10 protein-coding genes and 1 tRNA gene are annotated in these 12565 nt (G+C 58.0%); 2 read left to right on the top strand and 9 right to left on the bottom strand.

Going from position 1 to position 12565, the window contains the following annotated elements:
- Positions 1-57 precede the first annotated feature (57 nt).
- The 8 genes from RTX96_RS16750 to norR all read right to left on the bottom strand — a co-directional run bounded on the left by RTX96_RS16750 (position 58) and on the right by norR (position 8794).
- A tRNA-Ser gene (locus RTX96_RS16750) sits at positions 58-150 on the bottom strand.
- A gap of 314 nt (positions 151-464) precedes the next feature.
- Positions 465-650, bottom strand: coding sequence for a carbon storage regulator CsrA (gene csrA, locus RTX96_RS16745; RefSeq protein ID WP_000906486.1), 186 nt, complete (start codon positions 648-650; stop codon positions 465-467).
- Positions 651-892: 242 nt separating this feature from the next.
- Positions 893-3520 (bottom strand): alanine--tRNA ligase, encoded by a 2628-nt coding sequence (gene alaS / locus RTX96_RS16740; protein WP_103818204.1) that lies wholly within the window; start codon positions 3518-3520, stop codon positions 893-895.
- 145 nt (positions 3521-3665) lie between these two features.
- Positions 3666-4151 carry a recombination regulator RecX gene (gene recX / locus RTX96_RS16735; RefSeq protein ID WP_103818205.1) on the bottom strand — a complete coding sequence of 162 codons (486 nt, stop codon included), beginning with the start codon at positions 4149-4151 and terminating at the stop codon, positions 3666-3668.
- A 70-nt stretch (positions 4152-4221) separates the two neighbouring features.
- The gene (gene recA / locus RTX96_RS16730; protein ID WP_103818206.1) at positions 4222-5286 is read right to left on the bottom strand and encodes a recombinase RecA; all 1065 of its coding nucleotides are present in this window, start codon (positions 5284-5286) and stop codon (positions 4222-4224) included.
- Positions 5287-5375: 89 nt separating this feature from the next.
- Positions 5376-5873, bottom strand: coding sequence for a nicotinamide-nucleotide amidase (pncC, locus tag RTX96_RS16725; RefSeq protein ID WP_312671604.1), 498 nt, complete (start codon positions 5871-5873; stop codon positions 5376-5378).
- A 135-nt stretch (positions 5874-6008) separates the two neighbouring features.
- Positions 6009-7091, bottom strand: coding sequence for a lytic murein transglycosylase B (gene mltB, locus RTX96_RS16720; RefSeq protein ID WP_103818208.1), 1083 nt, complete (start codon positions 7089-7091; stop codon positions 6009-6011).
- Positions 7092-7273: 182 nt separating this feature from the next.
- Positions 7274-8794 carry a nitric oxide reductase transcriptional regulator NorR gene (norR, locus tag RTX96_RS16715; protein ID WP_312671603.1) on the bottom strand — a complete coding sequence of 507 codons (1521 nt, stop codon included), beginning with the start codon at positions 8792-8794 and terminating at the stop codon, positions 7274-7276.
- A 189-nt stretch (positions 8795-8983) separates the two neighbouring features.
- Here norR and norV point away from each other — a divergent pair, with 189 nt between their 5' ends.
- Together norV and norW are read left to right on the top strand one after the other, a co-directional pair.
- Entirely contained in the window at positions 8984-10423 is a 1440-nt protein-coding gene (norV, locus tag RTX96_RS16710; RefSeq protein ID WP_312671602.1) for an anaerobic nitric oxide reductase flavorubredoxin, read from the top strand.
- The gene (gene norW / locus RTX96_RS16705) at positions 10420-11580 is read left to right on the top strand and encodes an NADH:flavorubredoxin reductase NorW (RefSeq protein WP_312671601.1); all 1161 of its coding nucleotides are present in this window, start codon (positions 10420-10422) and stop codon (positions 11578-11580) included. The genes norV and norW overlap by 4 nt, the downstream gene beginning before the upstream one ends.
- Here the strand turns inward: norW and RTX96_RS16700 are convergent.
- The gene (locus RTX96_RS16700; RefSeq protein WP_103818212.1) at positions 11525-12553 is read right to left on the bottom strand and encodes a HoxN/HupN/NixA family nickel/cobalt transporter; all 1029 of its coding nucleotides are present in this window, start codon (positions 12551-12553) and stop codon (positions 11525-11527) included. The two genes, norW and RTX96_RS16700, sit on opposite strands and share 56 nt — an antisense overlap.
- Positions 12554-12565 lie beyond the last annotated feature (12 nt).

The raw sequence follows: 12565 nt of genomic DNA, 5'->3' as shown, positions 1-12565 counted from the left end.
CCTCCGACCGCTCGGTTCGTAGCCGAGTACTCTATCCAGCTGAGCTACGGATGCAAATGGCGGTGAGGCGGGGATTCGAACCCCGGATGCAGCTTTTGACCGCATACTCCCTTAGCAGGGGAGCGCCTTCAGCCTCTCGGCCACCTCACCAACACGCCTCTTGCGAGTGCGTCGAAGAACTTGTTTCTGCTCATCGTCGCTGCGTTGGCGCACATATTACTTTCTGGGACTTATAAGTCAAACAATTTTTCCCAGCCCTGATTCGTTTGCACACTTCGCACACAATTTGCGTTGAAAAGGATCAAAAAGAGTGTTTTATCAGCAGAATCCTTGCCGTTACGCAGCATACAGAAAGGGAGCGGAGAAATGAAAATGTCATGCCAAAAGGGGAGAATAAGAATAAAGAGTGAAAAAAAGCAGGCTGGAGAGAGCCGCGTCTCGCCAGACGGCGAGACGCGATGATATCAGTAGCTGGACTGTTGTGATTTTTCAGCCTGGATACGCTGGTAGATCTCTTCACGATGAACAGATACTTCTTTAGGGGCGTTCACACCAATGCGCACCTGGTTGCCCTTAACCCCTAAAACTGTCACGGTGACCTCGTCCCCAATCATGAGGGTTTCACCAACTCGACGAGTCAGAATCAGCATTCTTTGCTCCTTGAAAGATTAAAAGAGTCGGGTCTCTTGTATCCCGGCATTATCCATCATATAACGCCAAAAAGTAAGCGATGACAAACACGTAAAGTGTAAGCAGTCACGGCATCACATTCTGTTAAACGTAAGTTTAGCCGATATACACAACTTCAACCTGACTTTATCGTTATCAACAGCGTAGTGGCAAGTACGCCATAACCCAAGGGCTATGGCGTCTGCATTCGCTTTGTTTGTTATTACAGTTTTGCGCTTACCCAGCCTTTCACGCTGGCTAACGCCGCAGGGAGCGCGGCTGCGTCCGTACCGCCGGCCTGCGCCATATCCGGACGGCCACCGCCTTTACCGCCCACCTGCTGGGCAACCATACCAATCAGCTCCCCTGCCTTCACGCGGTCGGTCACCTCTTTGGAGACCCCCGCAATCAGAGAAACCTTACCCTCTGCCACCGTAGCCAGAACGATTACCGCGGAACCCAGCTGGTTCTTCAGATCGTCAACCATAGTACGCAGCATCTTCGGCTCGACGCCCGCCAGCTCGCTCACCAGCAGCTTCACGCCGTTAATCTCTTCAGCCTTATCGGAGAGGTTTGCGCTCTCCTGCGCCGCCTGCTGCGCTTTCAGCTGCTGCAGCTCTTTCTCCAGCTGGCGGGTTTTATCCAGAACGGTACGCACTTTGTCGCCCAGGTTCTGGCTGTCGCCCTTCAGCAGCTGGGCAATATCCTGCAGCTGCTCGCTCTGCGCATGGAGGCTGGCAAGCGCATTTTCACCGGTTACGGCTTCGATACGACGAACGCCTGCCGCGGTGCCGGATTCAGACACGATGCGGAACAGACCAATATCACCGGTGCGGGAGGCGTGGGTGCCGCCGCACAGCTCGGTAGAGAAGTCGCCCATGCTCAGCACGCGTACGCGCTCGTCATACTTCTCGCCAAACAGCGCCATCGCGCCTTTAGCCCGCGCATCTTCCAGATCCATGATCTGGGTTTCGATCGGCAGGTTACGGCGAATCTGGGCGTTAACCAGATCTTCCACCGCGCGGATCTCCGCCGGCTTCATTGCTTCAAAGTGGGAGAAGTCAAAGCGCAGGACCTTGTCGTTCACCAGCGAGCCTTTCTGCGCTACGTGGGTGCCCAGCACTTCGCGCAGCGCGGCGTGCATCAGGTGCGTTGCAGAGTGGTTCAGACGGATACGTTCACGGCGGGCTTCATCCACTTCGGCTTTAACGCCGTCGCCCACTTTCAGGGAGCCGGAGGCCAGCTTGCCCTGATGACCAATCGCCTGGCCATACTTCTGCGTATCGGTCACGGTAAAGGTGAAGGCGTTGCCTTTCAGCTCGCCCTTGTCGCCAACCTGGCCGCCGGATTCAGCGTAGAACGGCGTCGCGTCAAGGATAACCACCGCCTCCTGCCCTGCGCTAATGGCGTCTACGGACTGGCCCTCAACAAACAGCGCGGTCACTTTGCTGGTCAGCTCAAGGCTGTCGTAGCCTTTAAATTCGGATGCGCCTTCAACGCGGATCATCGCGTTGTAGTCAGCGCCAAAGCCGCTGGATTCACGGGCGCGGTTGCGCTGCGCTTCCATCGCGACCTTGAAACCCTCTTCGTCGACTTTGATATCGCGCTCGCGACAGACGTCGGCGGTGAGATCCATTGGGAAGCCGTAGGTGTCATACAGACGGAAGACGGTCTCACCGTCCAGCGTATCGCCGGTCAGCTTCGCCAGCTCTTCGTCGAGCAGCGCCAGGCCGCGCTCCAGCGTGCGGGCAAACTGCTCTTCTTCGGTTTTCAGAGTCTGCTCAACCTGCGCCTGCTGGCTCTTCAGCTCTTCGCCTGCCGCACCCATCACGTCAATCAGCGGGGCAACCAGCTTGTAGAAGAAGGTCTCTTTCGCGCCAAGCATGTTGCCATGACGGACCGCACGACGAATGATGCGGCGCAGCACGTAGCCACGGCTCTCGTTCGACGGCAGCACGCCGTCGGCAAGCAGGAACGCACAGGAGCGGATGTGGTCGGCGATGACGCGCAGGGATTTGTTATTCAGATCGGTTGCGCCAGTCACTTTCGCCACGGCAGCGATCAGATCGCGGAACAGGTCGATCTCATAGTTCGAGTTAACGTGCTGCAGCACTGCCGCAATACGCTCAAGGCCCATACCGGTATCTACGGACGGCTTCGGCAGCGGCTCCATCGTACCATCGGCCTGACGGTTGAACTGCATAAAGACGATGTTCCAGATCTCAATGTAGCGATCGCCGTCTTCGTCCGGGCTGCCCGGAGGACCGCCGGCGATATGCGCGCCGTGGTCAAAGAAGATCTCGGTGCACGGGCCGCACGGACCGGTATCACCCATCTGCCAGAAGTTATCAGACGCGTAGGCGCCGCCTTTGTTATCACCAATGCGGATGATACGTTCGCGCGGGATACCAACCTCTTTTTCCCAGATTTCGTAAGCTTCGTCATCGGTTTCGTAGACGGTTACCCACAAACGATCTTTCGGCAGGTTGAACCAGTTTTCACCGGTCAGCAGTTCCCATGCGTACTGGATAGCATCGTGTTTGAAATAGTCGCCAAAGCTGAAGTTACCCAGCATTTCAAAGAAGGTGTGGTGGCGCGCGGTGTAACCGACGTTTTCCAGATCGTTGTGTTTACCGCCCGCACGCACGCAGCGCTGCGCGGTGGTTGCGCGGGAATAATTACGCTTGTCGAGACCAAGGAAAACATCCTTGAACTGGTTCATCCCGGCGTTGGTAAACAGCAGAGTTGGATCGTTGTTGGGTACCAGGGAGCTGCTCGCAACTACCTGATGACCTTTACTATGGAAAAAATCGAGAAACGCCTGACGGATCTCAGCGGTGCTCTTGCTCATAATTATCCTGAAATCAAGCTAACGAAATGTCGTAGCGGGCGTTTCTCCCTGTTACAGGCAACAACCAGCTACTGGAAAAAGTGGGAATAAGATAAGTTTTCTTGACTGCGAAGTAAAATCCCGTATGCAGCCAGGCCGTAAAATTTCACCAAAGTTCTTTAATATCCTCCATCAGGAATCCCCGATAGAGTAAAAAACGCTGTACTTTCACCTTCTCAGCAAAGACCGCTGGTAGCGGGTCGCCATATTTGCGCTGCGCCTGCTCGCGGGCAATCTCAATCCAGTCGATGTCGCATTCGCGCATCGCCTCCTCTGCCGTTTCACGAGCAATTCCCTTTTGATTCAGCTCCTGGCGGATGCGGGCCGGGCCATAGCCTTTACGGCTGCGGCTGGCGATAAACTGGCGGGCGAAGCGGGCATCGTCGAGATAGCGGTTTTCATAGCACCAGTTCACCACGTTGGTGATATCGTCCTCGGTGGCATCCACCGGCTCAGGGCCGGTTTTGGTCATCACCGGGGCGGTCAGCTTGCGACGGAACTCCTGTTCGCTATGGTCGCGCATGCCGAGAATGCGCATGGCGCGATCGAGCAAGCGGGCGTAGGCGGAGCGGCGGGGCGAGGTATCTGTCATGGCACACCTGCTGGATGGATAAATAGCAAAAAGGGCTGCATCGGCAGCCCTTGTTTATTACGTCAGATTATTAAAAATCTTCGTTGGTCTCTTTCGCGTTTTCGTCGCTGTCGTCAACCGTGAAGTCCGGTTTGGTATCCGGGTTCGTGAGCAGAATCTCACGGATCTTCGTCTCGATCTCTTTCGCGGTAGCCGGGTTCTCTTTCAGCCAGGTAGTCGCATTCGCTTTACCCTGACCGATTTTCTCACCGTTGTAGCTATACCATGCGCCCGCTTTTTCGATCAGCTTCTCTTTCACGCCCAGGTCAACCAGCTCGCCGTAGAAGTTGATACCTTCGCCGTAGAGGATCTGGAACTCAGCCTGTTTGAACGGTGCAGCGATTTTGTTTTTCACCACTTTCACGCGGGTTTCGCTACCTACCACGTTATCGCCCTCTTTCACCGCGCCGATACGGCGGATGTCGAGACGCACGGAGGCGTAGAATTTCAGCGCGTTACCGCCGGTGGTGGTTTCCGGGTTACCGAACATCACACCAATCTTCATACGGATCTGGTTGATGAAGATCAGCAGGGTGTTGGACTGCTTCAGGTTACCCGCCAGCTTACGCATCGCCTGGCTCATCATACGTGCCGCGAGGCCCATGTGAGAGTCACCGATCTCGCCTTCGATCTCTGCTTTCGGGGTCAGTGCCGCAACGGAGTCAACGACCAGCACGTCAACCGCACCGGAGCGCGCCAGCGCGTCACAGATTTCGAGTGCCTGCTCACCGGTATCCGGCTGGGAGCAGAGCAGGTTGTCGATATCAACACCCAGCTTGCGCGCGTACACAGGATCAAGCGCGTGCTCAGCATCGATAAAGGCACAGGTTTTACCCGCGCGCTGTGCAGCAGCGATAACCTGCAGCGTCAGGGTCGTTTTACCCGAGGACTCCGGCCCGTAGATCTCTACGATACGGCCCATTGGCAGGCCGCCCGCACCGAGGGCGATGTCCAGCGAAAGCGAACCGGTGGAGATCGTTTCTACGTCCATAGTACGGTCTTCACCCAGGCGCATGATGGAGCCTTTACCGAATTGCTTTTCGATCTGGCCCAGTGCTGCCGCCAACGCTTTCTGTTTGTTTTCGTCGATAGCCATTATTACTCCTGTCATGCCGGGTAAAGCAGGTGATGCTTGCCGGGGATTACTGTTTTGTTGCGCTCATTATACTGTATACGCATACAGTATCAAGCTCTTTGTAGAAAATGTTGCCACAGGGTTTGCAGGGCATAAGCAGTGGCCTGACGGCGCACGTTTTCACGGTCACCGGCGAAGCACTCCCGCCGTGTGATCCCCTCCCCCGCCGCGCTGGCGAAGCCAAACCAGACCGTGCCGACCGGCTTGCTTTCACTGCCGCCGTCGGGGCCAGCGATGCCGCTAATCGATACCGCATAGGTGGCACGGGCAGCTTTAATCGCACCGATCGCCATCTCAACCACCACTGGCTCACTCACTGCGCCATGCTGGGCCAGCGTCTCAGGTTTAACGCCGCTCATCTGCGCCTTGGCTTCATTAGAATAGGTGACAAACCCCCGTTCAAACCAGGCGGAGCTGCCGGCAATATCGGTAATGGCTTTGGCTACCCAGCCGCCGGTACAGGACTCGGCGGTGGTCACGGTCGCGCCACGCGCCTTCAGCGCCTGGCCTATGCGCTCGCTCAGCTGCATCAATTCACTGTCAGTCATAACCGCTCCGTAAACGGCTGAAATGAGAGAGATAAGATAGCACTTTCTCTCATAATATGGGGACGAAGACGGGATTTTACGAGAGTGATTCAGAAAAAAGGCCAGCGTGCGCTGGCCTTGAATCTTAGGTAAGCGCTACTGCACGCGCGCCAGCGATACCGCCTGGCCCAGCTGCCAGACCGCCATCGCATAGTGGGTGCTGGCGTTATACCGGGTGATGGTGTAGAAATTCGGCAGACCAAACCAGTATTCGTACCCTGTACCCACGTCGAGGCGCAGCAGACTCACCTGCTGATTGTTGCTTACCGGCTGCTGCGGCGTCAGGCCAGCGGCCATCAGCTGCGATACGCTGTATTTGGTTTTAAAGCCGTTTGCCAGACCAGGAGCCTGACCGTTAGCCGGGATAGCGACCGGTTCGCCTTTCACCCAGCCATTCGCCTTGAAGTAGTTCGCTACGCTGCCGATGGCGTCAACCGGATCCCACAGGTTAATGTGTCCGTCGCCGTTAAAATCGACCGCCAGTTTCTTATAGGATGAGGGCATAAACTGTCCGTAGCCCATCGCCCCGGCAAAGGAGCCTTTCAGCTCCAGCGGATCGTCCTGTTCGTCGCGGGCCATCAGCAGGAAGGTTTCCAGCTCGCTGGAGAAGTACTCAGCGCGGCGCGGGTAGTTAAACGACAGGGTCGCCAGCGCATCCAAAATGCGCGTTTTGCCCATCACGCGGCCCCAGCGGGTCTCAACCCCGATGATACCCACGATAATTTCCGGCGGCACGCCGTAGACCTGCCAGGCGCGGTTGAGGGCATCTTCATACTGGTTCCAGAAGGCGACGCCGTTCTGCACGTTGTCCGGAGTAATAAACTGCTTCTTGTAACGCAGCCATGCGCCGTTCGGGCCGACAGGGGCGGGCCCGGTAGGTGCCTGGCGATCCATCAGGCGCAGGACGTAATCGAGACGCTTCGCCTGGGATAAAATTTCGTGCAGCTGCTGGGGATCGAAACCATGCTTGCTGACCATTTTGTTGATGAACTGCTCTGCCGCCGGGTTATTGGCGAAGTCACCGCCTGACATGGTGACATCATGCTGCGGCTGAAGCAGGAAGCCGCCGGACGGCGTGCCGGTGGTAGCGGGCGGCGCTTCAGGCGTTTTGGGTTTGCTGCTGCAGGCAGAGAGCAAAACAAGCGCGGGAAGAAGAGTAATATAACGACGCTTAAACATGGGTTGTCCCTAATACAAATTCGACCTAAGAGAATCATGGTAAATCATCTGGCTGGCCTTTCAAGCCTGGCCGGTGCAATGCCGGGGGGTTGGTATAGTAATGCCCGGTGGCGCTCCGCTTACCGGGCCTACAAACCACACCGTAACCACCGTAGGCCGGGCAAACGCAGTGCCGCCCGGCGTTATAGTTCGCCTTTCAACCCCAGCCGCTTCGCCAGCCGATGCAGGTTGGCGACGTCCATCTCCAGCGCCCGGGCACAGGCGGCCCAGCTGTGGTTGTGCTGCGCCAGCGCCTGACGGATAGTCTGGCGCTGAAAATCCTCCGTCGCCTCGCGCAAGTTCCTGGCCAGCACGGACGACGCGGCTTGTGGTATCTGTGGCAGAGGCGCGTCGGCAAAGGCAAAGTGCTGCGCCTCCAGCGTGACCTCATCCCCTGCCCGTGCGGCACGCGCCAGCACCACGGCACGATGGATAGCGTGCTCCAGCTCGCGCACGTTGCCCGGCCAGCCATACTGTAGCAGCTGCGAACGCGCTCCGCTGCTTAATAGCACCTGTGCGAGACCAAAGCGCTGCCGACACTGCTCGCAGAAGTACCCTGCCAGCAGCACCACGTCCTCACCGCGCTCGCGCAGCGGCGGCACCGCCAGCGGAAAGACGCTCAGGCGATGGAACAGATCGGCGCGAAAGCGTCCGGCCAGCACCTCTTCCCGTAGATCGCGATTGGTGGCTGCCAGCACCCGGACATCAACCCGCAGGCTGCGATCGTCCCCGACGCGCTGAATATCGCCATACTGCAATACCCGCAGCAGCTTGGCCTGCAATGCGAGCGATAGCTCACCAATCTCATCGAGGAACAGCGTGCCGTTATCGGCCATCTCAAACTTGCCGCTGCGATTGCTGATCGCCCCGGTAAATGAACCTTTAACGTGACCAAACAGCTCGCTCTCCGCCACGCTCTCCGGCAGCGCCGCGCAGTTAAGATAGACTAGCGGATGGTCTGCACGCGGAGAGCCCTCATGAATCGCCTTCGCCACCAGCTCTTTGCCGGTGCCGGTCTCGCCGCTAATCAGCACGTTCAGATCCGAGGCGGCCACAATGTCGATCTCCTTTTTCAGCTGCGCCATGCCCGGCGACAGGCCGATCATCCGGGTGGTCGTCACCGGCTCGAAGATCGCGGGCGCGCCCGGAAGCATATTCTGGCTCTCCAGCTGCTCAATCAGCAGGGCATTATTGAGCGCCCCTGCCGCCAGAGCGGCAATCAGCCGCAGCTCCTCATCGCTGAAGTTATCGAAACGATCCGGCGACATGCCGTCGAGGGTCAGGGCGCCAATCAGGTGCTGCCCGGCAAACAGCGGCAGGCCGATGCAGGCGTGCACCTTCAGATCCTCCTGGCCTGGAATAAGGCCATCATAGGGATCGGGCAGATCGCTATCCGCCGGGAAGCGCACCACGTCCCCTGCCCTGGCAATGGCCTCCAGCCGCGGGTGCCCTTCCAGCGTAAAACGCCGCCCCAGCACGTCCGGCGCGAGACCGTCGATGGCCAGGGGAATAAACTCCCGCGCGCTGTAGCGCAGCAGCGCCGAGGCGTCGCAGCCTAAGACCTGACGCAGGGTGGCAATCAACCGCTGAAAGCGATCCTGATGGCCGATACCGCTCTGCAGCTCAATGGCGATCCCCGCTAATACCTCAACTGAAAAACTCATCGTTACCTCGCTGTCATTTTGACAACGCATAGTGTCATATTGACAACAATAATCATAGTCAAAACGACTACCAACAAAGCGTTAATTTTGTAAAAATTATATATATTTCAAACAGTTAAAAAACTGGCACGCATCTTGATATAGGTAAAGAATCTGAGTCAAACATGCTGAATTGAAATTGAGGTTGCTATGTCTATTCTGGTTAAAAATAACATTCATTGGGTTGGCCAACGTGACTGGGAAGTCCGCGATTTCCACGGGACCGAGTATAAAACGCTGCGCGGCAGCAGCTACAACAGCTATCTCATTCGTGAAGGCAAGAACGTGCTGATCGATACCGTCGATCACAAATTCAGCCGAGAGTTCGTGCAGAACCTGCGCAGCGAGATCGATCTTGACGCTATCGACTACATCATCATTAACCATGCCGAAGAGGACCATGCCGGGGCGCTGACCGAGCTGATGTCCCATATCCCGAATACGCCGATCTACTGCACCACCAACGCCATCGACTCTATTAACGGTCACCACCACCATCCGGAGTGGAACTTCCATACCGTGAAGACCGGCGATACGTTAGATATCGGCAACGGTAAGCAGCTGATCTTTGTTGAGACCCCAATGCTGCACTGGCCGGACAGCATGATGACCTATATGACCGGCGACGCGGTGCTGTTCAGCAACGACGCCTTCGGCCAGCACTACTGCGACGAGCGTCTGTTTAACGATGAAGTGGATCAGGGCGAGCTGTTTGAGCAGTGCCAGCGCTACTACGCCAACATCCTGACCCCGTTCAGCCGCCTGGTGACGCCAAAAATCACTGAAATCCTCGGCTTTAACCTGCCGGTGGATATGATTGCCACCTCGCACGGCGTGGTATGGCGTGAAAATCCGACCCAAATCGTTGAGCTCTATCTGAAGTGGGCGGCGGACTATCAGGAAGATCGCATCACTATCTTCTACGACACCATGTCCAACAATACCCGCATGATGGCGGACGCCATTGCCCAGGGGATCAACGAAGTGGATCCCAACGTGGCGGTGAAAATCTTCAACGTGGCGCGCAGCGATAAAAACGAGGTATTAACCAACGTCTTCCGCTCCAAAGGCGTGCTGGTGGGCACCTCCACCATGAACAACGTGATGATGCCGAAAATCGCTGGCCTGGTGGAGGAGATGACCGGCCTGCGCTTTCGCAACAAACGCGCCAGCGCCTTTGGCTCCCACGGCTGGAGCGGCGGCGCGGTAGATCGCCTCTCCACGCGTCTGCAGGATGCCGGTTTTGAGATGTCCCTGAGCCTGAAGGCGAAATGGCGTCCGGACATTGATGCCCTTGAAATTTGCCGCCAGCATGGCCGTGATATTGCACGTCAGTGGGCGCTTACTCCACTCCCCGTAGCCGCAGCTGTGGCGGCTACGACGCCTGCCGCCAGCCCCTGTGCAACCGCCGATTTGGGGCCGAGCATGCAGTGCAGCGTCTGCCAGTGGATCTACGATCCTGCAAAAGGTGAACCGATGCAGGACGTCGCCCCCGGTACGCCGTGGTGCGACGTGCCGGACAACTTCCTCTGCCCGGAATGCTCCCTGGGGAAAGAGGTCTTTGATGAACTGGCAACGGAGGTCAAATGAACCACGGCATCGTGATTATTGGCTCGGGCTTTGCCGCCCGCCAGCTGGTAAAAAATATCCGCAAGCTTGATGCGAACGTCCCGCTGACGCTGATTGCAGCCGACAGCATCGATGAGTACAACAAACCGGATTTAAGCCACGTGATCAGCCAGAGCCAGCGTGCAGACGACCTCACCCGCCAGACGGCGGGGGAGTTTGCCGAACAGTTTAACCTGCGGCTGTTTCCCTGGACCTGGGTGACCGATATTGACGCCGCCGCGCACGTGGTGAAAGCGGGCGAACGATCCTGGCCGTACGATAAGCTGGTGCTGGCGACGGGCGCATCTGCCTTTGTGCCGCCGGTTGAGGGACGCGAGCTGATGCTTACGCTTAACAGCCAGCGGGAGTATCGCGCCTGTGAAACCGCGCTTCGCGACGCGCAGCGGGTGATGATTGTCGGCAGCGGTCTGATTGGCACCGAGCTGGCGATGGATTTTTGCCGCGCCGGCAAAGCGGTGACCCTCATTGACCAGGCAGCGAGCATTCTGCCGACGCTGATGCCGCCAGAAGTAAGCAGCCGCTTACAGCATCGCCTGACCGATATGGGCGTGCAGCTGCTGCTGAAATCGCAGCTTCAGCGCCTGGAGAAAACCGCAGGCGGTATCCGCGTTCAGCTGGATCGCAGCCGCAGCGTTGAAGTGGATGCCGTGGTGGCTGCCACCGGCCTGCGGGCGGAGACCGCGCTGGCGCAGCGCGCCGGAGCTGCAACGCATCGCGGGGTGAAGGTCGATAGCTACCTGCAAACCACGCAGCCGGATATCTATGCGCTGGGCGACTGTGCGGAGATCAACGACAGCGTGCTGCCGTTTCTTCAGCCGATTCAGCTTAGCGCCATGTACCTGGCGAAAAACCTGCTCGGTGCCCGCGTTCCGCTGAAGCTGCCCGCGATGCTGGTAAAGGTCAAAACCCCTGAGCTGCCCTTGCAGCTGGCAGGCGAGTCCGGGCGGCGCGATCTGCGCTGGCAGATGGAAACCAGCGCGGCGGGGATGGTCGCTCAGGGGTTTAATGAAGAGGGTCAGCTCTGCGCCTTTGCAATCAGCGAGGATCGCATGAAAGAGGCGTTTACTCTGCTGAAGCAGCTCCCGCCAGCGAATCATAGCCCCGCACCCGGTAGTTAACAATTGAGGCTAGCCAGCAAAGGATAAAGATCGCCACCACGATAAATCCGGCGTCGCCGAGGTTATCGTTCAGCGTGGCGATGATGTCCCACACGCCACCGCTCAGGGCGAACTTATCCACCAGCAGCCCCAGCGCTTCCAGCCCGCCGATAAACAGCGCCACCACTACTGAGGTCCCGGTGATGGTCATGTTGTAGTAGAGCTTGCGCTGGGGCTTAGCAAAGGCCCAGCCGTAGGCGTTGACCATCAGCAGATTATCCAGCGAATCCACCAGCGCCATGCCGCTGGCAAACAGCGCCGGGAAGACCATAATCGACCAGATCGAGATGCCGTTAGAGGCGCTGGCGGCGGAGATCCCCAGCACGCCGATCTCCGTTGCGGTATCGAAGCCGAGGCCAAAGAGAAAGCCCACCAGATACATGTGCCAGCTCCTGCCCACCAGGCGGAAAGCGGCGCTGAACAGCCAGTGCATCACCCCACCCGGGGTGGCGCTTTCGGCATCCACCGGCTTACCCCGCTTCAGGGCCTGGAAGCTGCGCCATACCCCGCGCAAAATCACCAGGTTCACCAGCGCCATCGCCAGCAGAAAGATGGCCGACACCGCCGTGCCAATCATGCCGCCGGTTTCATGAAACCACGCCATCCGGTGCTGAAACGCCGCCGCCGTGGCAGCAATGGCCGCAGAGGCCAGCACGACAATGCTGGAGTGGCCCAGCGAGAACCAGGCCCCGACGCCAAACGGGCGTTTGCCCTGCTGCATCATTTTGCGCGTCACGTTATCGATGGCGGCAATGTGATCCGCATCCACCGCGTGGCGCAGCCCGTAGCCCCAGGCCAGCAGGCTGGCCGCCATCAGCGCCGGGCTGCTGGCAAAGGCGTGCCACGCCCAACCCCAGGCCAGCAGGTTAGCCATCATCAGCCCCAGCATTAGCAGCGCCGCACGCGGCTCGCTGCGTAAAACTCGCATCAACATTATCAGATTCCT

Origin of the sequence: Pseudescherichia sp. (genome assembly GCF_032052675.1) — a bacterium.
Lineage (GTDB): Bacteria > Pseudomonadota > Gammaproteobacteria > Enterobacterales > Enterobacteriaceae > Pseudescherichia.
This window is presented reverse-complemented; position numbering and strand designations above follow the sequence as displayed.